This window comes from Blastococcus sp. SYSU DS0669 (genome assembly GCF_054050895.1).
Genome location: NZ_JBJHAE010000002.1, coordinates 193,248 through 214,029 on the forward strand (window position 1 = coordinate 193,248; position 20,782 = coordinate 214,029).

The following is a 20,782-nucleotide window of genomic DNA, read 5'->3' on the forward strand; positions in this document are numbered from 1 at the left end:
CCTCGTTCTCAGGAGCGGGTGGTGAGCGAGCGGAGGAAGAAGGCGACGTTGGCCGGGCGCTCGGCCAGCCGGCGCATGAAGTACGCGTACCAGTCGGCGCCGTAGGGCACGTAGGAGCGCACGCGGGTGCCGGCGGCGGCCAGCCGGCGCTGCTCGTCGGGGCGGATGCCGTAGAGCATCTGCACCTCCCAGGAGTCGGCCGCACGCGAGTGCTGCGCCGCCAGCTCGTGCGCCAGGGCGACCATCGCGGGGTCGTGCGAGCCGACCATCGGGTACCCGGGCCCGCGCATGAGGATCTCCAGGCAGCGGCGGTAGGCGGCGTCGACGTCCCGCTTGCGCTGGTGGGCCACCGACTCCGGCTCGTGGTACGCCCCCTTGACCAGCCGCACGCGGGACCCGCTGACCGCGAGCTCGGCGGCGTCGGCCTCGGTGCGGTGCAGCATCGACTGCAGGACGGCGCCGGTCGCCGGGTGCTCCTTGCGCAGCTCGGCGACGGCGGCCAGCGTGGAGTCGACGGTGCGGTGGTCCTCCATGTCGAGGGTGACCGTCGTCCCGATGGCCGACGCCGCCTCGACCACCGGTCGGACCAGCTCCAGCGCGAGGTCGTGCCCGCCGTCGGGAAGCACCTGCCCGAAGGCCGAGAGCTTGACCGACACCTCGGCCGCGTGCCCCAGCCCCAGCGGGGCGAGGGCCTCGAGGGCGGCGAGGTAGGCGTCGCGGGTCCGCCGCGCCTGCGCCCGGTCGGTGACGTCCTCGCCGAGGTGGTCGAGGGTCACCGCGATGCCGTCGGCGGCGAGCGCGCGCACCGCCGCGATCGCGTCGTCCAGCGACTCCCCCGCCACGAACCGGTCGACCACCCGCCGGGTGGCCGGCGTGCCGGTGACCGCCCGGCGCAGGGCCGGCCGGCGGGAGGCGGCCAACAGGACCTTCTGCAGCACCACGGGTCCTCCTCCGGGCCGACGCCACGTGCCCCTCGAACGCTAGGTACCCACCACCCCTCCGGGCCAGCGACAGATGTCGGGATTCCCCGCGTCTGCTCTCATACAGCTGTACGAGACCTCGGGAGGCGGAGGAGGCGTGGTGCGCGACGAGCTGCAGGAGCTGGTCGACGAGGTGTCGCGGGTGCTCCGGGCCCCCGCCACCCTGGAGGACGCGGGCTTCACGCTGCTGGCCTTCTGCGCGCACGACGACAGCGGCGCCGACCCCATGGACGCCGTCCGCACCCGGTCGATCCTCACCCGCGGCTCGACCCCCGAGACCCGCCGCTGGTTCGAGGACTTCGGCATCGCGTCGGCGACCCGGCCGATGCGGACGCCGGCCGACCCCGCGGCCGGCGTCCTGACCCGGCTGGTGCTGCCGGTCCGCCACGAGGACCGCACCCGGGGCTACCTCTGGCTGCTCGACGACGGCCGCATCGACCCCGACGACGACGCCGATCCGGCGCTGCGCCATGCGCTGGACCTCGCGGCGAGCGCCGGGCGCGCGCTGGCCGGCCGCCCCGCGGCCGACCTCGGGCCGGTGCTCGCCGACGCGCTGACCGGGCGCCCGGCGGCTCGGGCCCAGGCCGCCCTGCGGCTCGGCGACCGGCTGACCGCCGAGGGCGCCCAGGTGCTGGTCGCCCTCTCCCCCGCGCCGGGGCACCCGGTGTCGGGCCGGCTCCCCGCCGCGGGCGCGGTCGCCACCGTCGTCGACGGCGGGGTCGCCGTGCTCGTGCCGCTCCCGGCGCCCGCGGACCTGCGCCCCGCGGGCGCGCTCGCCGCGGCCTCGCTGGCCGCGCTACCGGCCGGGAGCACCGCCGGCGTCTCGTCGGCGCGCCGCGGCACCGGCGACCTGCCCGGCCAGTGGGCGGAGGCCCGGGCGGCGGCGCGGGTCGCCGCGGCGGTCGACCGGTTCTTCCCCGTCGCCCGCTGGGGGGAGCTCGGCGGGTGGCGGACGGCCGCGGCGCTGCCCGGGCCCGATCCGGTGCTGGGCCGCTTGCTCGACGACCCCGTGCTCGCGGCGACGGCGGAGACCTACCTGGACTGCGCCGGCAGCGCGGCGCGGACGGCGGCGGCGCTGCACGTCCACCGGCAGACGCTCTACTACCGGCTGGGCCGCATCTCGGCGCTGACCGGACTGGACCTCTCCGACGGCGACGCCCGCCTGCTCCTGCACGCCGGGTTGCGCGCCGCCCGCCTCGCCGGGGGTCGGCCGCTCGACCCCTCGTGAGCGCCGCGGCTCACCTACTCTCGGTGCCGATGGCTGCGGGAGACATGGCTGCGCAGGTGGATCCCCGCAGCGGGCACGAGGACGTCCTGCGCGCGCTGCGCACCGGGACCGCCGAGGAGCACCGGGTCGTCGAGGACACCCTCGACCTGCTCGACCCGGAGCTGGACCCGGCCCGGCTGGCCCACGTGCTCGGCCTGATGCACGGCTTCTGGACGGCGGCCGAGCGGGGCCTCGACGGATGGGCCGCCCGCCACCCCGCCGACGCCGCGACCGTGGACTGGGCCCGCCGCCGCCGGGCCGGGCTCTTCGCCGCCGACCTCGCGACGCTGGGCGTGCCGGTGCCGGGCCACGCGCCGGAGCTCCCGGCCGTCGCCGGCACCGACGAGGCGCTGGGCCGGCTCTACGTCCTGGAGGGCTCCACCCTCGGTGGCACGTTCATCGACCGGCACCTCGCCGCGCTCCCCGGCCTGGCCGGCGTCCGCATCCGCGCCTTCTCCCCGTACGGCGCCGAGACCGGCGCGATGTGGGCCGCCTACCGCCGGGTCACGCGCGCGCACGTCGAGGCCGGCGGGGACGCCGACCGCGTCCTCGGCGCCGCGCGTGAGGCGTTCCGCGCGCTCGCCGGGTGGTGCCGGCCGGCCGCGCGGCGTGCTCATCGCCGTCCGGCCCGGCCGTCGTCCGGCTGACCCCGGCGGTCAGTCGGCGCCCGGTGCGGTGAACCGGGGCGTCAGACCGTCGTCGGGCGGCCCGCCACGGCCGGGCAGCGGGCGCTCGTCCTCGGCCGCACGGACGACGGCGATCGTCTCCAGCGGGTCCGGCGACCCCCTGCGGGCGCCGCGCTCGAGCGCGGCGAGCAGCCGCTCCTCGTCGGGCGCGAGGTCACCGGGGCCCAGCCGCCCGCCGGGGCTGCCCGCGTCGGTGCCCGACGCCATCGCGGTGTCGGGCGTCGGGTCGTCCGGAGCGCTCATGCGGCAGTTCCTCATGGTCGATCAGCGGGGGAAGTTCGGCTCGAGCCGCGGGACGATCTGCATCTCGGGGACGAAGGCCGCCGGGTGGAGGGCCAGCAGGGTGCGGATGGCGTCGGCGACCGCCGACGGCGGCATCATGAGGTGCCCGGGGATACCCCACTGCTCCATCATCGGGGTGTCCATGGCGGCGGGGATGACGCTCTGCACCCGGCACGGGAAGGGCCGCTCGCTGCCGTCGTCGAGCCGGACCGCCTTCTCCCGCAGCTCGCGCTGGATGCACCGGGTCGCGTTGAGGAAGCCGGCCTTGGAGCCGTTGTAGGCGATCGCCCCGCTGCCGGAGGTGATCGCCGAGAGCGAGACGACGTGGACGACGTCGGCGGTGCGCCCCTGGGGCAGGTGCTGCACCCGCTTCACGAACTCGCTGGTGAGGAAGATCGGCCCCTCGCAGTTCACCGCCTGCACCCGCTGGTAGTCCGCGAGGTCGATGTCGGTGATGTAGCCGGGCCGGTCGATGCCGGCGACGTTGACCAGGACGTCGAAGGTGTCGCCGTGCCGGTCGAAGAGGTCGGCGACGACGGCCCGCCGGCTCTCGTCCTGGGTGACGTCCAGGTCGGCGACCTCCGCGGAGCCGCCCGCGGCCGCCACCCGTGACCGCGTCTCCTCGCTGCCCGCCGCGTCGATGTCGGCGACGACCACGTGCGCGCCGTCCTCGGCCAGTGCGAGCGCGGTGGCCCGGCCGAGCCCGCTGGCCCCGCCCGTCACGAGTGCGACCCGGCCCTTCAGCGACGCCTCCACAGCAGTTCCTCCGTCGTCCGTGCGTGTCCGTCGCCGACAGCCTCGCCGAGAACCGCCGCAGCCGCAGGTCGGGCCGCTACCGCCTGGTGGACCAGACGTCGGCGAGGGTGACCGTCTGCAGCCCGCGCTCGGCGATCAGCTCCAGGAGCTGCCCGTACACGGTGGTGACCGTGGGGTGGTTGGCGTGGCCGACGACGATCGTCCGGGCGCTGAACCAGCGCCGGGCCGCTGCCATGAGCTCCTCGGCGGTGAGCACCCGGAAGTCCTCGAAGGTGCCGTTCCACATGGCGATGGTCGGGTGCCCGAGGTCCGCGGCGATCCGGTCGGTCCGCTCGTCGCGGGCGCCGAACGGCGGGCGGAAGAAGGGGCTGTCCTCCACACCGAACGTCGAGCGCAGGAAGTCCCGGTTGCGCCGGATCTCCTCGGCGACCTCCCGGTCCCCGAGCGTGGTGAGGTCGGGGTGGGACCAGGTGTGGTTGCCCAGGGCCACCTGCCCGGAGTCGACGAGGGGGCGCAGCAACGCGGCGTTCTCCTCCCACGCCCGGTAGCGGCCGTTGGGGAAGAAGGTCAGGCGGGTCCCGCTGTCGGCGGCGAACCGCGCGAACGCCGCGACCACCTCGCTGCTGGTGCCGTCGTCGATCGTCAGCGCGAGCAGGTCCTGCTCCAGCGGCAGGGCCTCGACCACCCCGGTGGGCGGCGGCTGCGGCTCGACCCCGGGCACGCCCCGGCGCACCGGCTTCCCCCGCGCGACGGGGTGCCCGGCCGGCTCGGGCGGCGCCGGGGCGGCCGCCCCGGGCGCGGGCTCGCCGAGGGCGGCCGCGCCGCGCGCCACGGCCGTGCCCGCCAGCCCGGCCGCGAGGGCGAGCAGGAACCGTCGTCGGTCCACGCCCGGGACGCTAGCGAGACGTCGTCCGCCCCCCGCGGAGGCGGGCGGACGGCACGCCGGGCCCCTCCGGGGCGCGACGCGCGGTCCGCGCGCCGTCACGTCCTGCGGTCAGAAGCGGTGCAGCCCGGCGTCCTCGATCAGCCGCGCCTGCTCCCGGCACCACGGCGACCACGCGTCGCCCTCGGTCTCCTGCCGGCGGCGGAACGCGTCCCACTCCAGCAGCTCCCACTCGCCCACCTCGGTGGGCTCGGGCGCGGGCGAGCCGGTGAACCGCCCGACGTAGACCGGGCACACCTCGTTCTCCACGACCCCGCGGAACTCCGCGCGGTACCGGTAGCCCGGCAGCGCGGGGCGGACGTCGGTGACGCCGAGCCCCAGCTCGAAGCCGGCGCGGCGGGCGATCGCGTCGCCGTCGTCCTCGCCGGGGCCCGGGTGGCCGCAGACGGTGTTGGTCCACATCCCGGGGAAGGTCGCCTTGTCCTCGGCCCGGCGGGTGACCAGGAGCCGGCCGTCGTCGGAGAAGAGGTAGGCCGAGAAGGCGCGGTGCAGCGGAGTCTCGCCGTGGTGGACCTCCGGCTTGGGCATCGCGCCGATCGCCCGCCCGTCGTCGTCGACCAGCACGATGAGCTCGACAGGGGTGGCGGTCACGGCGACATTGTCGTCCTCCGGACGACACCGCGGCCACGTGCCCTCCCGCTCCTGCGTGGAGCCCTTCCCGGTCCTCCTCGGGGAGGCCTCCGGCCGCCCATCGTCGGACCGCCTCGCAGGGCGGCTCCTGTCGCTCTTTGGCACAGTCGTCGGGTGGACAGCTTCCGGAGGAACGACCTGACCTTCGACGTCCGGGACGCCGGGCCGGCCGACGGCGACCCCGTCGTGCTGCTGCACGGCTTCCCGCAGGACTCCGGTGCCTGGGACCGGGTGGCCCCGGCGCTGCACCAGCACGGGCTGCGCACGCTCGCACCCGACCAGCGGGGCTACTCCCCCGGGGCCCGCCCCCGCGGCCGGGCGCACTACCGGCTGCGCGAGACCGCGGACGACGTCCTCGCCCTGCTCGACGCCGCCGGGCTGGATTCCGCGCACGTGGTCGGGCACGACTGGGGCGGCCTCGTCGGGTGGGCGCTCGGGGCCTGGTACCCCGACCGGGTGCGCACCCTCACCGCCCTCTCGGTGCCGCACCCGGGGGCGATGGCCCGCGCGATGGTGCGCAGCGACCAGGCGCTGCGCTCCTCGTACGTGGGGCTGTTCCAGCTGCCCGTCCTGCCCGAGCGGCTGCTGCTGGCCGGGGAGGGAGTCGTCCTCCGCCGGGTGCTCCGGCAGGGCGGCCTGCCCGACGACGCCGCCGACCGCTACGTCCGGCGGATGCGCGAGCCGGGCGCGCTGACCGCGGCGCTGGACTGGTACCGCGCCGTGCCGTGGAGCGGGCGGGACCCGGTCGGGAAGGTGCGGGTGCCCACGCTGCACGTGTGGAGCACCGGTGACACCTTCCTGGGCCGCGCCGCCACCGAGGACACCGTCCGCTTCGTCGACGCGCCGTACCGGCTCGAGGTCCTCGACGGCGTCACCCACTGGATCCCGGAGCTCGCCGCGGAGCGGACCGCCGAGCTGGTCACCGCCCACGTCCGCGGCTGACCGGCCCGGTTGCGAGACTGCTCGCCATGACGGAGACGACGTCGCTGACCCGCGCCGAGCGCCTCGACCGGCTGCCCGTCACCCGGGAGCACCACCGGCTGGTCGTCGGCTCCGGCATCGGGTGGGCGCTGGACGCGATGGACGTCGGCCTCATCTCGTTCGTGATGACCGCGCTGGTCGCGCAGTGGGGGCTGTCGAACGGCGAGGTGTCGTGGATCGGGTCGATCGGCTTCGTCGGCATGGCACTCGGCGCCACGCTCGGCGGACTGCTGGCCGACCGGTTCGGCCGCCGCCAGGTGTTCGCCCTCACGCTGCTGGTGTTCGGGCTGGCGACCGGTGCGGCCGCGCTGTCCTGGTCGGTCGGGGCGCTGCTGGTCTTCCGGTTCCTGATCGGCCTCGGGCTGGGCGCCGAGCTGCCGGTCGCCTCGACCCTGGTGAGCGAGTTCGCCCCCGCGCGGGTGCGCGGCCGGGTGGTGGTGCTGCTGGAGGCGTTCTGGGCGGTGGGCTGGACGCTGGCCGCGCTGATCGGCTACTTCGTCGTGCCCACCAGCGACGACGGGTGGCGCTGGGCGCTGGCCCTGGGCGCGGTGCCGGCGCTGTACGCCGTGGTGGTGCGCCGGGGGCTGCCCGAGTCGGTGCGCTTCCTGGAGCTGCGCGGCCGGACGGAGGAGGCCGAGGCCACGGTGCGCCGCTTCGAGCGCTCCGCGGACGTCGCGCCCGTGCCCTCCCCCGCTCCCGCTCCGCCCGCCGCCCCGCCGGGCCTGCGGGCGCTGTGGGCCGGGGGCGCCGCACGGCGGACGGCCGCGCTATGGACCGTCTGGTTCAGCATCAACTTCGCCTACTACGGCGCCTTCATCTGGCTGCCGACGCTGCTGTTCAACGACGGCTTCTCGCTGGTGAAGTCGTTCCAGTACACGTTGATCATCACGCTCGCCCAGCTGCCTGGGTACGCGGTGGCGGCCTACCTGATCGAGAAGTGGGGCCGGCGCCCCACCCTGGCGACGTTCCTGCTCGGCTCCGCGCTGGGCGCCGGGCTCTTCGCCGCCGCCGACGGCGACACCGCGGTGCTGGTCACCGGCATGGTGCTGTCGTTCTTCAACCTCGGCGCCTGGGGTGCGCTCTACGCGGTGACGCCGGAGATCTACCCGACCGCCCTGCGGGCCACAGGTGCGGGCGCCGCCGCCGGGTTCGGCCGGCTCGCCTCCATCGCGGCCCCGCTCTGCGTCCCGCTGCTGGTCGACGCCGGGGGCACCGGCCTGGTCTTCGCCACCTTCGCCGCCTTCTTCGTGGTGGCCGCGGTCGCCGCGTTCGCGCTGCCCGAGCTGCGCGGGCAGGCGCTCGACGCGGAGGCTCCCCGCGGGGCGACGTCGTCGGCGATGCGCGGCTGAGGACGCCGACCCCCCGGTTGGCCCGGGGGCGGACGGGTAGCCGCAGGGGCATGCCGAACCTCATCCCCGGCCAGCTGCGCGGCCGCACCATCGCCGTCACCGGAGCCAGCGGCAACGTCGGGACCGCCCTGCTGCGCCGGCTGACCGCCCCCTCCGCCGGCGTCGCCGAGGTCCGCGGGCTGGCCCGGCGCCGCCCGCCGTCGGGCGCCCCCTACGACGGCGTGCGCTGGCACCTGGCCGACCTCGGCGAGGCCGCCAGCGAGCGCGAGGTCGCGGAGTTCGTAGCCGGCGCCGACGCCGTCGTCCACCTGGCCTGGGCGCTGCAGCCGGGCCGGCAGCCCGGTCGGCTGCGCGAGGTGAACGTGGAGGGCACCCGGCGGGTGGCCCGCGCCGCGGCGGCCGCGGGGGTCGACCAGTTCGTGCACATGAGCTCCATCGGCGCCTACGCCGGCGGGGCGCGCGGGCAGCGGGTGACGGAGGACTGGCCGACCACCGGCATCCCGAGCGCGCAGTACAGCCGCGACAAGTCGCAGGCCGAGAGCGCGGTCCGCGACGTGTTCGGTCGGCACCGGGACACCACGCTGACCGTCGTCCGCCCCACCCTGGTGCTGCAGCCGGAGGCGAGCAGCGAGATCGGCCGCTACTTCCTCGGCCCGCTGCTGCTGGGTGCCGCACGCATGCTCCCCGGCCCGGTCGCCCGCCTGCTGCCGCTCCCCCTCCCGGCGCTGGCCATCGCGTTCGTGCACGCCGACGACGTCGCCGACGCCCTCGAGCGGATGCTCGACCGGCGCGCTCCCGGCCCGTTCAACCTGGCGGCCGAGCCGCTGCTGGACGCCGACGCGCTCGCCCGGGCGCTGGGGTCGGTGCGGATACCCACCCCCGCCTTCGCCCTGCGCGCCGGGCTGCACGCCGCCTTCACCGCCCACCTGGTGCCCACCGAGCCCGGCTGGCTGGACATCGGCACGCAGGCGCCGGCGCTGGACACCGGCCGGGCGCGCAAGCTGCTCGACTGGGCGCCGTTCCACGCCGGGGACGACGTGCTGCGGCAGTTCGTGGCCGCCCTGGGCGCGGGCGTGGGCGCGCCGGGCCCGCTGCTGCGGCCGGCGGGCGGCCCGGAGCTCGACCCCGCCGGCGACGCCGCCAACGCGCCGGGCCCGCGGGCGAACTGACTCAGCCGGGGAGGCTCCCCAGCAACGTGCGGGTCATCGCGTTGCGGGTGTCGAGCAGCTCGTCCAGCGCCGCGGTCAGGTCGCCGGCCGACACCGCGAGCGCGCCGCCGTCGGGGGTGCGGGTCGCGGCGACCAGCGCGGCCCGGCGGAGCAGCTGGATGCCGTGGTGCCGTGCAGGCTGCTCACCAGGTACCGGTCGGTGTGGGCCTTGCCGACGCCCGGGCGGGCCGTACAGCAGCACCCCGCGCTTGAGGTGCTGTCCCGCGGCGAGCAGGCGGGCCTTGTGCCGGGCGACGTCGACCACCTGCCGCTTGATCTCGGCGAGCGTGGCCGGCGCGAGGACGAGCTGGTCGGCCCCCAGCTCCGGGCGGCGGTGGAACTGCAGCAGCGTCTGCCCGTGGCCGAAGACCTCCTGGCCGAAGGAGAGCACCTTGCCGCGGAACACGTTGTGCTCGATGCTCGCCTCGCGGATCTCGGCCGCGGCCCGGGCGACACCGGCCTGGTCGGTGCCGACGAGCTGATCGCGCATCGCTGGCAGGCGCGCACCTCGCCGTCGGGGCCGCAGGCGAGGTTCACCGTGGCGGGGTTGCCGGGCCGTGGGCCGTGCGGGTGCTCGGCCTCCGGGCCCAGCAGGTCGCCCGATCCCGAAGTGCACGTGCTGGAACCCGGCGACGCCGACCAGCTCGTGCCGCCTCCCGGGCGAGCCAGCCAGGCGTCCACGCCGGCCTGCACGTCGACGTGCTCGTAGCCGGGCCAGGTCTCCTCGACGACGTCCAGGCCCTCGGCGGCGTCACCGAGGTGGGCAGCGAGCACCCGCGACAGCCGCGGCCGCTCCCCTGCCCGGGCCGCACCCACCAGGACCCGCACCCCGCGCCGGGCCAGGCGGCCGACGTCGGCGAGCTCCGGCCGCAGCCCGTCCGGAACCGCGGCGGAGGGGGCCGTGAGCGGCTGGTAGGAGCCGCAGTTCTCGAACCGGGATCAGCTGCGGCTGGTCCAGGCGCCGACGTCCCGGCCGGTCCTCGCGAAGACCTCGCTCGCCCGCTCCGCGCGCAGCGCGACCAACAGCGCCTCACCTTCGGCGAGCGTGGTGTCCGGGTCGTCCGCCGCGACCAGGCGGGCGGTCGCGGTGGCGCGCCGTCCCTCGACCGAGACCAGCCGGCCCGTCACCACGAGGGGCACCCCCAGGTGCACGGGCCGCCGGTAGGTGACCGTCAGCGTCGCGGTCAGGCCCCCGTGCCCGGCCCCGCGCGCCGAGCGCGCCAGCACGTGGTCGAGGAGGGTGGCCACGACCCCGCCGTGCACCAGCCCCGGCGGCCCCTCGAGCTTCTTGCCGACGGTCACGTGGCCGACGCAGCGGCCCTCGTCCGGGAAGTCCTCGACGACCATCGGCGGGGCGACCGGGCTGCCCGGCCCGTAGACCGGGCTGTACCAGCGCTCCCCGCTGTCCGGGTCGTCCACCGACGCGATCTCGTGCACCTCGCGGAGGTCGGCCGAGAGGAGCGCGGCGAGCTCCCGCGCCACGCGCGCCGCCTCGGCCAGCCGGTCGACGGGCACCTCGGTGCGGACGGCGGCGTCGACCAGGTCGCGCAACGCCTCCCCCAGCTCCCCGACGGCGGCGCGGCGAACGCCCCGCTCCTCGTCCGTCAGGTGGCCCTGCTGCAGGGGCCCGCCGCGAGCCTGCGAGTGGTGGGGGGCAGGAGGGTCCTTACGCACGCTGCATGCCGGCCTCGCGCAGCAGCGCGCCACCGACGATGACCCGCTGCACCTCGCTGGTGCCCTCGTAGAGCCGGAACAGCCGGGCGTCGCGGTAGAAGCGCTCCACCGGCGTCGTCCGCAGGTAGCCCATGCCGCCGTGCACCTGGACGGCCTTGTCGACGGCGCGCCCCACCATCTCGGTGCAGAAGAGCTTGGCCGACGAGGGGCCGACGGAGGTGTCCTCGCCGGAGTCGTAGCGGGCCGCGACGTCGCGCACCATGCTGCGGCCGGCGAGCAGCTCGGCGTGCATGTCGGCGAGCATCGCCTGCACCAGCTGGAAGCGGCCGATCGGGGCCCCGCCCTGCTTCGCGCTGGCCGCGTAGGCCACCGACTCGTCGAGCACCCGCTGCGCCATGCCGACGCAGAGCGCCGCGATGTGCAGGCGGCCGCGGGAGAGCACGGTGAGCGCCTTGGCGTAGCCGCGCCCCTCCTCGCCGATGAGCGCGTCGGCGGGCACCCGGACGTCGTCGAAGAACACCTCGGAGGTCCAGGCGCCGGCCTGGCCCATCTTCTTGTCGCGGGGGCCGACGGTGACGCCGGGCGTGGTCGTCTCCACGACGAAGCTGGAGATGCCGCGGCCGCCCTTCTGCTCGGGGTCGGTGCGGGCGAAGACGACGAACAGGTCGGCGATCGGCGCGTTGGTGATGTACCGCTTGCTGCCGTTGATGACCCACTCGTCGCCGTCGCGGCGGGCGCTGGTGCGCAGCGCGGAGGGGTCGGAGCCGGCCTCGGCCTCGGTGAGCGCGAACGAGCCGATCAGCTCGCCCGCGGAGAGGCGCGGCAGGTACTTCGTCTTCTGCTCGTCACTGCCGAACTTGGCGATGACCTGGCCGGAGATCCCGTTGTTGGTGCCGAACAGCGAGCGGAACGCCGGCGTCGTGTAGCCGAACTCCATGGCCAGCTCGACGTCCTCGCTCATGGTCACGCCCAGCCCGCCGTAGTCCTCGGGCAGCGCGTAGCCGAAGAGCCCCATCCCGGCGGCCTGCGCGCGCAGGTCGTCGGGGATGCGGTCCTCGTCCTCGATCTGCTCCTCGCGGGGCAGCACCGATTCGCGGATGAGCTGGCGAACGGCGTCCTTGACCTGGCGGAAGTCCTCGGCGTCCACGGGGCCATGGTGACGCGTGCCGCGTCCGCCCCTCGCGCCGGGGTCCGGCCGTGCCGAGCCATGCGTACTCGTGGCTATCAGCCGGCGATGGCCACGAGGTTGCATGGCTCGCCCTGCCTGTGGATGGCGGAAGCGCAGCGACCCCTGATTTCGGCACGCTCCTCGGCATGCCCACGCCCCCGGTACCGCCACGGGTCCAGGGTCCGCTGGACCGGCGCGGCGCCCGGGCGAAGGGCATCACCGACTGGCACCTGCGTCACCGGGACGTCCTGCACGCCTCGCGGGACACCTACCTCCCCCGATCCGGCGACGAGTTGCAGCGGATGCGCGCCGTGCTGCTCGGCGCTCCGGACGGGGCAGTGGTCAGCCACCTCACGGCGGCCCGCCTGTGGGGCTTCCAGGTGCCACTGGTGGCGGAGGACGAGCGGGTGCACCTGACCGTCCCGCGCGACGCCCGGCTCCGCCAGCGCCGCGACCGCCGCCTGCACTTCTCCGACGTGCCCGCACCCGAGACGCGCCGGCTGCACGGGGTGGTGACGACCTCGCCCAGCCGGACCTGGATGGACCTCGCCGCCGTCGTCCCACCCGCTGCGCTCCTGGCCGTCGCCGACCAGATGCTGGCGCGGGGGTACCCGCGGGCCCAGTTCCCCGCTGTCCTGCTGCGATCGGCCGGACGTCGGGGGATCGTGACCGCCCGACGGGTCGCCGCGTGCGCCGACCCGTTGGCCGGCTCCCCGATGGAGTCGGTGCTGCGCTGGGCCATCCACGAGGCGGGCCTGCCGCCACCGGTGCTGCAGCACGTCGTGCGGGACGGCGGGCGGTTCCTCGGGCAGGTCGACCTGGCATGGCCCGACCGCCGGGTGGTGGTGGAGTTCGACGGCGACGTGCACCGGGACCGCAGGGTTTTCGTGGCGGACGTCCGCCGGCAGAACGGCCTGGTCCTCGCGGGCTGGACCATCCTGCGCTTCACCTCAGCCGACCTGCTCGGTCGCCCCCACCAGGTGCTCGCGGCCATCCGGGCGGCGCTCGGGCTGGGCTGAGAGGCGGGTGAGCCGCGAGTCATGCGAACTCGTGGCCATCAGGCGGCGATGGCCACGAGTTCGCATGGCTCGCGGGAACTGCGGGTCAGGCGATGGCGTCCAGGCGCGCCATGTCCTCGTCGGAGAGGATCAGCCGCGCCGCACCCAGGTTCTCGGTGAGGTGGTCGACCGACTTGGTGCCGGGGATCGGCAGGATGACCGGCGACTTCTGCAGCAGCCAGGCGAGCGCCACCTGCGACGGGGTGGCGTCCAGCTCGCGGGCGATGTCGGCGACCGGGCTGTCGGGGGCGGCCAGGTCACCGGTGGCGATGGGGAACCACGGGATGAAGGCGATGCCCTCGGCGGTCGCGTAGTCGAGCACGTCCTGGCTCTGCCGGTTCGTGAGGTTGTACAGGTTCTGCACGCTGACGATCTCGGTGACCTGGCGAGCGGCCTCCAGCTCCTCGACCGACACCTCGGAGACGCCGATGTGGCGCACCTTGCCCTCGTCCTGGAGCTCCTTGAAGGCGCCCAGCTGGTCGGCCAGCGGCACCTCGGCGTCGATGCGGTGCAGCTGGATGAGGTCGATGCGGTCGAGCTCCAGGTGCCGCAGGGAGAGCTCCACCTGCTGCTTGAGGTAGGCCGGGCGGCCCACCGGCGTCCAGATGCCGGGGCCCTGGCGGGTCAGGCCGGCCTTGGTCGCGATGACCAGGTTCTCCGGGTACGGGTGCAACGCCTCGGCGATGATCTGCTCGCTGATCTCGGGGCCGTAGGAGTCGGCGGTGTCGATGAAGTCGACGCCCTGCTCGACGGCGGCCCGCACGACGCGCACGGCGGCGGCGCGGTCGGCCGGCTCGCCCCAGACGCCGGGGCCGGGCAGCTGCATCGCGCCGTAGCCGAGCCGGTGCACGGGGAGGTCGCCGCCGATGGTGAACGTGTCGCTGAGCTGTGCGGTGGTCATGCCGGGAGCCAGCGTGGCAACCCCCGTGCGTGTTCCCTCCCGGGCGTGTTCCATGAGCCGATGGGAGAACTGGTGGTGCTCCGGCACGGGCAGACCGAGTGGAGCCGCAGCGGCCAGCACACCGGGGCGACCGACCTGCCGCTGCTGCCCGAGGGCGAGGAGCAGGCCCGCTCGCTGCGGGAGGTGCTGGGTCGCCGGGCGTTCGCCGAGGTGCGGGTCAGCCCGCTGCAGCGGGCGCGCCGGACCGCGGAGCTCGCCGGGCTGACCACCACGGCCGTCGACGGCGACCTGGTCGAGCTGCACTACGGCGGCTACGAGGGCCGGACCACGGCCGAGATCAGCGAGGAGCTGGGCCGGCAGTGGTCGATCTGGCGGGACGGCACCGTGGACGCCGAGGTCCCCGGTGAGTCGCTCACGGACGTCGGGGTGCGGGTGGACCGGGTGCTCGACCGGGTGCGGGACCGGCTGCCCGACGGCGACGTCGCGCTGGTCGCCCACGGCCACGTGCTCCGGGTGCTGACGGCCCGGTGGCTGGGGCTCGCTCCCGAGGCCGGGTCGCTGTTCGCGCTGCCCGCGGGCCGGTACGGCGTACTAGGCCACGAGCACGGCCGGCCGGTGCTCACCGGGTGGGCCCTGGGCTGAACGCCGCGGGGCTCAGCGGGAGCGCGCCACCGGCTGCCAGCGCCCCTCGGGCTCCTCCACCGCGGGCTCCGGGCGCACCGGCCGGCCGAACAACCACCCTTGGCCCAGGTCGGCCCCGAGCGCGGTGACCTCCTCGGCCAGCTGCTCGGTCTCGACGCCCTCGGCGACGACGACCGCCCCGAGCTGGTGGGCCAGGTCGGTCACCGCCTTCAGCACCGTGCGGGCGCCGTCGTCCGGCAGCTCCTGCACGAGCCCCTTGCCGAGCTTGACCACCTCGGGCCGGACCGCGGCCAGCAGCGACAGGCTGGACCAGCCCGCGCCGACGTCGTCGAGCGCGACCCGCCAGCCCAGGGAGCGGTAGTGCTCCAGCACCGACACCAGGTGCCCGCGGTCGGCGACGGCGTGCGACTCGACGACCTCGAAGACGAGCTGGTGGGGGTCGACACCCGCGTCGTGCGCGACCCGCTCGGTGCTGGCCAGGCAGACCTGCGGCCGGTAGATGGAGGTGGGGTTGACGTTGATGAACAGGTCGTCCCCGCCGAGCCACGGCATCGCGCCGGAGATCGCGGACTCCCGGCCGATGCGGTCCAGCCGGTCCAGCCAGCCCGCCGACTCGGCGACGAAGAACAGGTCCCCGCCACCGACCTCGCGGCCGTCGACCAGCCCGCGCAGCAGCGCCTCGTGGGCGACGACCGACCGGTCGGCCAGCGAGACGATCGGCTGGTACACCGACCAGAGCTCGGCCTCGGCCAGGACGCCGACCTCCACGGTGACCCCGCGCCGGGCCAGCTCGACGGCGAGCGTGGGTGCGGTGAGCAGCCGGGCGGTGAGCGCGGGGCCGTCGTCCGGCGGGTCGGTGGCCACCCGCACGGCCTCGGTCTCAGCGCCGGTGAGCTCCCGCGCCAGCTTCTGGAACAGCCGCTCCAGGCCACGCCCGCCGCGGTCGTCGACGACGTCGACCAGCTGGGGTGAGGAGTGGACGGTCAGGCCCAGAGCCCTCGCGGTGCGGGCGACGTGCGGCAGCACGTGCCCGATCGAGGTGGCGAGCAGCGCGCGGCTCGCCCGGCCGGGCGTCTCCCAGTTCTGACGGCACCCGCAGACACCGCCGCAGATGGTTCCCACGCAGGACAGGGTGACGCACCGGATGTGGCCCGCGAGACAGGCGCGCGGCGGTATCGGAACGCTCTTCCGGGGTACTCGAGGAGGACTTCCAGCACTTTCTCAACTTGAATGTCTAAGGTTTGCCCATGGCCGCACTCCCCACCGCCGAAGCCGACCGCCCGAGCCGTGGCGGCCGGCCGCGCGATCCCAGCCGCGACGGCGTCATCCGTGCCGCGATCCTGCGACTGCTGGCCGATGTGGGCTACGGGGCGCTGACCATGGACGCGGTGGCCGCGGAGGCCGGCGTCGGGAAGGCGACGATCTACCGCCGCTGGCGCACCAAGCAGGACCTCGTGGTCGACACCATCTCCGACCTCAACCGCGACGTGGCGCAGAGCCCCGACACCGGCTCCCTCGAGGGCGACCTGCGCGAGATCATGCGCACCCTGGTCGGCGTCGTGAACGGGCCGACCGGCGCGGCCACGCTCTCGCTGCTCTCCACCGTGCCGCGCCACCCGGCGCTCGCCGAGGCGTTCGAGCAGGGGCCGCTCGCGGTGTGGCGGCAGTCCTTCGAGAAGGTGTGGCAGCAGGCCGAGGCCCGCGGCGACGTGGGCCCGGAGTTCCGGAGCTCGGTCGCCGCCGAGACGATCAGCGCGCTCCTCGTGCAGCGCTGGCTGCTCACGCACCGCCCGGTCGACGAGGCCTTCGCCGACGAGGTGCTCGAGACGGTCGTCCTGCCGCTGGTGCGCACCCAGGGCTGACCCCGCCGCTCACCACCCGAGGGTGCCGGGCCCACCCTTGACGGGGCCGGCGATCTCGTCGGTGACCCAGCCGCCGTAGAAGCCGCCCGGCTGCGGGCGCACCTGCTCCCCGTCGACGAGCGCCCGGTCGACCCTGCCGGGGTAGAAGGCGATCGCCGAGCGCAGGTGCTCGTAGCCCGGGGCGGGGTCTTCGTAGGACCACCCGATGGCCGGGACGCGCCGGCCGTCGAGGACGGCGTCCCAGTAGGTCGCCGCCCCCTTCCACTCGCACACCGAGCGGCCCGGCGCCCGTTCGAGCAGGTCGACGGCGACGTCCTCGCGCGGCACGTAGTACACCGGCGGGTGGCTGGTCTCGCAGACCCGCACCGCGCGACGGGTGTCGGCGAGCACCCGCCCACCGAGTTCCACGACGACGTGCCGCCCGGTCACCTCGGCGGACGGGGGCCGGGGGTAGTCCCAGACCGACTCCTGACCCGGGCCGACCGGATCGCGGCGCACCGGATCAGCGCGTCCGGTTGACCTTCTCGACCACGACCTTGCGGCGCCCGACCTGCACGACGTCGGCCTTGCGGCGGTGCCGGACCTTCTGGACGACGACCAGGGTCACCAGCAGCCCGACCGCGCCGACCGTGGCCTGGCCCGCCGGCGTCCGCAGGAAGCGCTGGACGGCGTCCCGGCCCTGCGCCTTCAGCCGGGTCGGGCTGCTCCGGTAGGCGATCTGGTCCAGGGTGGCGGCCAGCGACTCGCGGGCCGCATCGATCTCGAGCTGGATCTGTCGTGGGTCGCGGGGCACGGCGACAGCCTGCCAGACGTCCCGCAGGTCAGCGCGCCGACGGTCCGCCACGGCCACCCGCAGAGGTGCTCCTACACTCCGGGACCACGCGGGAGTGGTGTAACGGCAGCCACGCCAGACTTAGGATCTGGTGCCTTCGGGCGTGGGGGTTCGACTCCCCCCTCCCGCACGCGGACGTCTCCGAGAGTGCGCGCTGTCGTCCCGGCGTGGTGGTCCCCGACGGGGTGACGACGGCTGCGGTGCCCGCCACGACGCTCACGGTGCGGGCGACGCGGACCCGCGCGCTGCCCCTGCCCGCCGCCCTCGCCCTGGTCTCCGCCATCCTCGCGGTCGCGCAATCCGCCTGGTGGTGGGTCGGGGTCGCGGTGGCCACGGCCCTGGCCGTGCTGGTGCTCGTCGCGCCGGCCGGCTCGAGGGGCGCGCCGAGCTGCTCCGCCGGGCCGGCTGACGCGACGGTCAGCCCAGGACCACCCGCAGGTCGAGCTCGGCCGACGGCGCGTCGGGGTCGTCGTCGTCCACCACGGCCAGCAGGTGCACGGTGTCGCCGTCCACCCCGCACAGCGCCAACCCCTCGACCTTGTGCACGTGCCCGTCCACCTCCGGGATGGGCACGACCGCCTGCACCGTGTCGCCGTCCAGCAGCGCGATCGCGGTGGCGACCACGGGACCGTCGTCCACCGCGTTCGGGGTGTCCTCGGCGGCGGCGCTCAGCAGCACCCGCCCGTCGGGCAGCGCGACGGCGTCGGTGACCGCCAGGCCCACGCCCTCGACCTGGCCCAGCTCGTACTCCCGCGGCCGGTCCACCGGGACGGCGGCGGGCTCCGCGCGACCGAGGACGGCGGCGACCACGTCCTGCAGCGGCACGTCGACGCTCGCGGAGCGGACGCCGGCCATGAGGTTGCCGCGGTTGAACCACCGGACCACGTCGCCGTGGCGGCTCGCCCCCTCCAGGTTCACGTGGTCCATCGGCAGCCCCAGGACGTCGGCCACGCGGTGGTAGACCGGGCCGAGCTCCGCGGAGCGCACCACCGGCCGCCCGCCCTCCAGCCGCACGAGGACCCCCCGCATGCGCCGGGGCGAGGAGCCCGAGCCGAGGAGGAGCACGGCCGGCTCGCCGTCCACCTCCGCCGGGCAGGCGACCTCCAGGTCGGGTTTGAGGCGCTTGGTGCCCTCCGCCTCGCGGAACGTGCGCAGCCCCTCGACGGGCGGGAGCACCTCGAGCGCCACCACCTCGTCCGGACGGCGCCAGGCGGCGACCGTCGAGTCGTCCTGCACGACCAGCCAGCCGTCCCCGAGCGGGGCCACGCCCGAGGCCGCGGTCACCGGGGTGCCGTCGGCGAAGCGCAGCGGCCGGGCGGCGTCCACGAAGACCTGCATCGCCCCGGTGTGCCCCGCCCGACGGCCGCTCACGCGCCGGGATCAGTAGTAGCCGGTCCGCCCGTCGACCAGCTCGCGGAGCAGGTCGAGGTGCCCCACGTGCCGCGCGACCTCCTCCACCATGTGCCCGAGGATCCAGCGCAGGGAGAGCGTCGTGCCCCCGTACTCCTCGTCGCGACCCAGCTCGTCCAGCGACGCGGCCGCCACGATCTCCGTCGATGCGGCGCACTGGCGGGCGTACTCGTCGAGCAGCCGCGCCAGCGGGACGCCGCCCACGCGCCAGTCGGCGCTCCCGTCGTCGCCGAACTGCGGGTTGGCCTCCTTCGACCGGCCCAGGAACAGCACCTCGAACCAGCAGTGCTCCACCCAGCGCAGGTGGGAGACCAGGCCGGCGATCGACATGAGCGGTGAGGTCGGCAGCAGGGCCCGGTGGGCGTCGTCGTCGGTGAGCCCGTCGCACTTGAGGTGCACGACAGCGCGCTGCAGGTCCAGCCAGCCGACGAGCAGCTCCCGCTCGTCACCGGCCCCGGGTGGTCGGACGCGGGCGGGCAGGCTCACGCGCCGGACGCTAGCCCTCGGGGAGCCGCCCGTCAGCCGGGTTCGGCCGCCGTCGTCCACTCCACCGCCGCCCGGCCCGCACGCGGCCGCCAAGGCGCACCGGCCTTCGGCGCCGGGCGCCGGGCGCCGGCGAGGAGCCCGTGCGCCCGGGCCGGCACGCCGAGCCCGAGGAGGCGGACTCCCTCGCCTGGCTCGGCTCCCCGGTCCGTCGGGATCGACGCCTCAGCGGGCGCCCAGCACCTCGGCGAGCACCGGCACGAGGGCCGCGAAGGCCTGCCCCCGGTGGCTGCGGGCGTCCTTCTCCGCCGGCTCCAGCTCCGCCGAGGTCAGCTCGAGCCCCTCGGGGACGAACACCGGGTCGTAGCCGAAGCCGTTGCTCCCCCGCTTCTCGCGGATCACCCGGCCGCGCCACTCCCGCTCCAGCACCCGCTCGGTGCCGTCGGGGGTGACGAGCGCCGCCGCGCACACGAAGGCCGCGCCCCGCCGCTCGCCGGGCACGTCGGCGAGCTGGCCGAGCAGCAGCGCGGTGTTGGCGTCGTCGTCGCCGTGCCGGCCCGACCAGCGCGCCGAGAGCACCCCGGGCATGCCGTTCAACGCGTCGACCGCGAGCCCGGAGTCGTCGGCCACGGCGGGCAGCCCGGTGTACCGGACAGCCTCCCGGGCCTTGAGCAAGGCGTTCTCCGCGAACGTCGCGCCGGTCTCCGGCGCCTCCGGGTACTCCTCGACGTCGCGCAGCCCGACGACCTCGACCCCGGGCACCGCGCTCGCCAGCAGCCGCTGCAGCTCGGCGAGCTTGCCTGCGTTGCGGGTGGCCAGCAGCAGCCGCGTGCTCATCGGCCGACCGGCTCCCGCGACAGCGCCTCGGCCTGCAGGCGGGTGAGCTCGGCGCAGCCGCCGACCGCCAGGTCGAGCAGCGCGTCGAGGGTCGGCCGGTCGAAGACCGCGCCCTCGGCGGTGCCCTGCACCTCGACGAAGCCGCCGTTCCCGGTGCAGACCACGTTCATGTCGGTGCCGGCGCGGACGTCCTCCTCGTAGGCGAGGTCCAGCCGCGGCTCGCCGTCGATGACCCCGACGCTGACCGCGGCGACCGACTGCACCAGTGGCTCTCGCTTCGCCAGCTTCTTGCGCTCGCCGAGCCACGCCACCGCGTCGGCCAGCGCCACGTAGGCGCCGGTGATGGCCGCTGTGCGGGTGCCGCCGTCGGCCTGCAGAACGTCGCAGTCGATGGCGATGCTGTTCTCTCCGAGCGCACCCAGGTCGATCGAGGCGCGCAGCGAGCGGCCGATCAGCCGGCTGATCTCGTGCGTGCGGCCGCCGATCTTCCCGCGGACCGACTCGCGGTCGCTGCGGGTGTGCGTGGCGCGCGGCAGCATCGAGTACTCGGCGGTGACCCAGCCCAGGCCCGAGCCCTTGCGCCAGCGGGGCACCCCCTCGGTGACGCTCGCCGCGCACAGGACGCGGGTGCGCCCGAACTCGACGAGCACCGAGCCCTCGGCGTGGTCGAGCCAGTTGCGGGTGATGGTCACCGGGCGGAGCTGGTCGGCCGAACGGCCGTCGGCGCGGGGGGTGGGTCGAGGCTGCGTCACGGGTGCCGACAGTAGTGCGCGCCGCCGACGGGCGGCCGCGACCCGGGCCCGCTCCCCCGCGTGCTGGCGGGCGCACGGGCC

The 20,782-nt window shown here is 75.7% G+C and carries 24 protein-coding genes and 1 tRNA gene; 9 read left to right on the plus strand and 16 right to left on the minus strand.

Annotation, left to right across the window (positions count from 1 at the left end; translation table 11 throughout):
• Nucleotides 1-8: 8 nt before the first annotated feature.
• Complete coding sequence (locus tag ACI792_RS03390) at nt 9-941, minus strand: proline dehydrogenase family protein (RefSeq protein WP_456601327.1); 933 nt, start codon at nt 939-941, stop codon at nt 9-11.
• A gap of 139 nt (nt 942-1,080) precedes the next feature.
• On the opposite strand from ACI792_RS03390, the gene ACI792_RS03395 reads away from it, so the two are divergent.
• On the plus strand, nt 1,081-2,208 hold the full coding sequence (locus ACI792_RS03395; RefSeq protein WP_456601328.1) for a helix-turn-helix domain-containing protein: 1,128 nt from the start codon (nt 1,081-1,083) through the stop codon (nt 2,206-2,208).
• Nucleotides 2,209-2,237: 29 nt separating this feature from the next.
• Entirely contained in the window at nt 2,238-2,894 is a 657-nt protein-coding gene (locus ACI792_RS03400; protein ID WP_456601329.1) for a biliverdin-producing heme oxygenase, read from the plus strand.
• A gap of 9 nt (nt 2,895-2,903) precedes the next feature.
• Here ACI792_RS03400 and ACI792_RS03405 read toward each other — a convergent pair whose 3' ends face one another.
• The 4 genes from ACI792_RS03405 to idi all read right to left on the minus strand — a co-directional run bounded on the left by ACI792_RS03405 (nt 2,904) and on the right by idi (nt 5,505).
• Nucleotides 2,904-3,176 (minus strand): hypothetical protein, encoded by a 273-nt coding sequence (locus tag ACI792_RS03405; RefSeq protein WP_456601330.1) that lies wholly within the window; start codon nt 3,174-3,176, stop codon nt 2,904-2,906.
• A gap of 21 nt (nt 3,177-3,197) precedes the next feature.
• The gene (locus ACI792_RS03410) at nt 3,198-3,971 is read right to left on the minus strand and encodes an SDR family NAD(P)-dependent oxidoreductase (RefSeq protein ID WP_456601331.1); all 774 of its coding nucleotides are present in this window, start codon (nt 3,969-3,971) and stop codon (nt 3,198-3,200) included.
• A 76-nt stretch (nt 3,972-4,047) separates the two neighbouring features.
• Complete coding sequence (locus ACI792_RS03415) at nt 4,048-4,857, minus strand: polysaccharide deacetylase family protein (RefSeq protein ID WP_456601332.1); 810 nt, start codon at nt 4,855-4,857, stop codon at nt 4,048-4,050.
• Nucleotides 4,858-4,965: 108 nt separating this feature from the next.
• Nucleotides 4,966-5,505, minus strand: coding sequence for an isopentenyl-diphosphate Delta-isomerase (gene idi / locus ACI792_RS03420; RefSeq protein ID WP_456582659.1), 540 nt, complete (start codon nt 5,503-5,505; stop codon nt 4,966-4,968).
• A 153-nt stretch (nt 5,506-5,658) separates the two neighbouring features.
• On the opposite strand from idi, the gene ACI792_RS03425 reads away from it, so the two are divergent.
• Genes ACI792_RS03425 through ACI792_RS03435 form a run of 3 tightly spaced genes read left to right on the plus strand, consistent with a single transcriptional unit; the run spans nt 5,659 to nt 9,043 of the window.
• Nucleotides 5,659-6,486: an alpha/beta fold hydrolase gene (locus ACI792_RS03425; RefSeq protein WP_456601333.1), complete on the plus strand. Its 828-nt coding sequence runs from the start codon at nt 5,659-5,661 to the stop codon at nt 6,484-6,486.
• Between the two features lie 26 nt (nt 6,487-6,512).
• The gene (locus tag ACI792_RS03430) at nt 6,513-7,874 is read left to right on the plus strand and encodes an MFS transporter (RefSeq protein WP_456582657.1); all 1,362 of its coding nucleotides are present in this window, start codon (nt 6,513-6,515) and stop codon (nt 7,872-7,874) included.
• 50 nt (nt 7,875-7,924) lie between these two features.
• Complete coding sequence (locus tag ACI792_RS03435; RefSeq protein ID WP_456601334.1) at nt 7,925-9,043, plus strand: NAD-dependent epimerase/dehydratase family protein; 1,119 nt, start codon at nt 7,925-7,927, stop codon at nt 9,041-9,043.
• Between the two features lies 1 nt (nt 9,044).
• On the opposite strand, the gene ACI792_RS03440 is transcribed toward ACI792_RS03435, so the two are convergent.
• The 3 genes from ACI792_RS03440 to ACI792_RS03450 form a co-directional block, all read right to left on the minus strand.
• Nucleotides 9,045-9,572, minus strand: a complete 528-nt coding sequence (locus ACI792_RS03440) for a hypothetical protein (RefSeq protein ID WP_456601335.1) — start codon at nt 9,570-9,572, stop codon at nt 9,045-9,047.
• A gap of 449 nt (nt 9,573-10,021) precedes the next feature.
• On the minus strand, nt 10,022-10,756 hold the full coding sequence (locus tag ACI792_RS03445) for a PaaI family thioesterase (protein ID WP_456601336.1): 735 nt from the start codon (nt 10,754-10,756) through the stop codon (nt 10,022-10,024).
• On the minus strand, nt 10,749-11,903 hold the full coding sequence (locus ACI792_RS03450; RefSeq protein WP_456601337.1) for an acyl-CoA dehydrogenase family protein: 1,155 nt from the start codon (nt 11,901-11,903) through the stop codon (nt 10,749-10,751). The genes ACI792_RS03445 and ACI792_RS03450 overlap by 8 nt, the downstream gene beginning before the upstream one ends.
• Before the next feature lie 167 nt (nt 11,904-12,070).
• On the opposite strand from ACI792_RS03450, the gene ACI792_RS03455 reads away from it, so the two are divergent.
• Nucleotides 12,071-12,943 (plus strand): endonuclease domain-containing protein, encoded by an 873-nt coding sequence (locus ACI792_RS03455; RefSeq protein ID WP_456601338.1) that lies wholly within the window; start codon nt 12,071-12,073, stop codon nt 12,941-12,943.
• An 85-nt stretch (nt 12,944-13,028) separates the two neighbouring features.
• Here ACI792_RS03455 and ACI792_RS03460 read toward each other — a convergent pair whose 3' ends face one another.
• Complete coding sequence (locus ACI792_RS03460) at nt 13,029-13,883, minus strand: aldo/keto reductase (RefSeq protein WP_456601339.1); 855 nt, start codon at nt 13,881-13,883, stop codon at nt 13,029-13,031.
• Between the two features lie 45 nt (nt 13,884-13,928).
• Between ACI792_RS03460 and ACI792_RS03465 the strand changes: the two genes are divergently transcribed.
• On the plus strand, nt 13,929-14,525 hold the full coding sequence (locus ACI792_RS03465) for a histidine phosphatase family protein (protein ID WP_456601340.1): 597 nt from the start codon (nt 13,929-13,931) through the stop codon (nt 14,523-14,525).
• Between the two features lie 12 nt (nt 14,526-14,537).
• Here ACI792_RS03465 and ACI792_RS03470 read toward each other — a convergent pair whose 3' ends face one another.
• Nucleotides 14,538-15,647, minus strand: a complete 1,110-nt coding sequence (locus tag ACI792_RS03470) for an EAL domain-containing protein (RefSeq protein WP_456601341.1) — start codon at nt 15,645-15,647, stop codon at nt 14,538-14,540.
• Between the two features lie 125 nt (nt 15,648-15,772).
• On the opposite strand from ACI792_RS03470, the gene ACI792_RS03475 reads away from it, so the two are divergent.
• On the plus strand, nt 15,773-16,387 hold the full coding sequence (locus ACI792_RS03475) for a TetR/AcrR family transcriptional regulator (protein ID WP_456601342.1): 615 nt from the start codon (nt 15,773-15,775) through the stop codon (nt 16,385-16,387).
• Nucleotides 16,388-16,396: 9 nt separating this feature from the next.
• On the opposite strand, the gene ACI792_RS03480 is transcribed toward ACI792_RS03475, so the two are convergent.
• Both ACI792_RS03480 and ACI792_RS03485 read right to left on the minus strand, forming a co-directional pair.
• Nucleotides 16,397-16,885, minus strand: a complete 489-nt coding sequence (locus ACI792_RS03480; protein WP_456601343.1) for a DUF427 domain-containing protein — start codon at nt 16,883-16,885, stop codon at nt 16,397-16,399.
• A gap of 4 nt (nt 16,886-16,889) precedes the next feature.
• Nucleotides 16,890-17,180, minus strand: coding sequence for a DUF3618 domain-containing protein (locus tag ACI792_RS03485; RefSeq protein WP_456601344.1), 291 nt, complete (start codon nt 17,178-17,180; stop codon nt 16,890-16,892).
• A gap of 88 nt (nt 17,181-17,268) precedes the next feature.
• Here ACI792_RS03485 and ACI792_RS03490 point away from each other — a divergent pair.
• Nucleotides 17,269-17,349, plus strand: a tRNA-Leu gene (locus tag ACI792_RS03490).
• A gap of 287 nt (nt 17,350-17,636) precedes the next feature.
• Here ACI792_RS03490 and ACI792_RS03495 read toward each other — a convergent pair.
• The 4 genes from ACI792_RS03495 to rph all read right to left on the minus strand — a co-directional run bounded on the left by ACI792_RS03495 (nt 17,637) and on the right by rph (nt 20,701).
• Nucleotides 17,637-18,590 (minus strand): DUF6910 family protein, encoded by a 954-nt coding sequence (locus ACI792_RS03495; protein WP_456601345.1) that lies wholly within the window; start codon nt 18,588-18,590, stop codon nt 17,637-17,639.
• A gap of 9 nt (nt 18,591-18,599) precedes the next feature.
• A complete protein-coding gene (locus tag ACI792_RS03500) occupies nt 18,600-19,115 on the minus strand; it encodes a DinB family protein (protein WP_456601346.1) in 516 nt (171 codons plus the stop codon).
• Between the two features lie 222 nt (nt 19,116-19,337).
• On the minus strand, nt 19,338-19,949 hold the full coding sequence (rdgB, locus tag ACI792_RS03505) for an RdgB/HAM1 family non-canonical purine NTP pyrophosphatase (protein WP_456601347.1): 612 nt from the start codon (nt 19,947-19,949) through the stop codon (nt 19,338-19,340).
• Complete coding sequence (gene rph / locus ACI792_RS03510; protein ID WP_456601348.1) at nt 19,946-20,701, minus strand: ribonuclease PH; 756 nt, start codon at nt 20,699-20,701, stop codon at nt 19,946-19,948. Before rph ends, rdgB begins: the two co-directional genes overlap by 4 nt.
• Between the last annotated feature and the right edge of the window lie 81 nt (nt 20,702-20,782).

Coding starts and splice junctions, on each gene's coding strand:
- ACI792_RS03400 (WP_456601329.1), top strand. CDS start 2,238: ATGGCTGCGGGAGACATGGCTGCGCAGGTGGATCCCCGCAGCGGGCAC.
- ACI792_RS03440 (WP_456601335.1), bottom strand. CDS start 9,572: ATGCGCGATCAGCTCGTCGGCACCGACCAGGCCGGTGTCGCCCGGGCC.
- ACI792_RS03475 (WP_456601342.1), top strand. CDS start 15,773: ATGGCCGCACTCCCCACCGCCGAAGCCGACCGCCCGAGCCGTGGCGGC.
- ACI792_RS03405 (WP_456601330.1), bottom strand. CDS start 3,176: ATGAGCGCTCCGGACGACCCGACGCCCGACACCGCGATGGCGTCGGGC.
- ACI792_RS03455 (WP_456601338.1), top strand. CDS start 12,071: ATGCCCACGCCCCCGGTACCGCCACGGGTCCAGGGTCCGCTGGACCGG.
- ACI792_RS03435 (WP_456601334.1), top strand. CDS start 7,925: ATGCCGAACCTCATCCCCGGCCAGCTGCGCGGCCGCACCATCGCCGTC.
- ACI792_RS03430 (WP_456582657.1), top strand. CDS start 6,513: ATGACGGAGACGACGTCGCTGACCCGCGCCGAGCGCCTCGACCGGCTG.
- ACI792_RS03460 (WP_456601339.1), bottom strand. CDS start 13,883: ATGACCACCGCACAGCTCAGCGACACGTTCACCATCGGCGGCGACCTC.
- rdgB (WP_456601347.1), bottom strand. CDS start 19,949: ATGAGCACGCGGCTGCTGCTGGCCACCCGCAACGCAGGCAAGCTCGCC.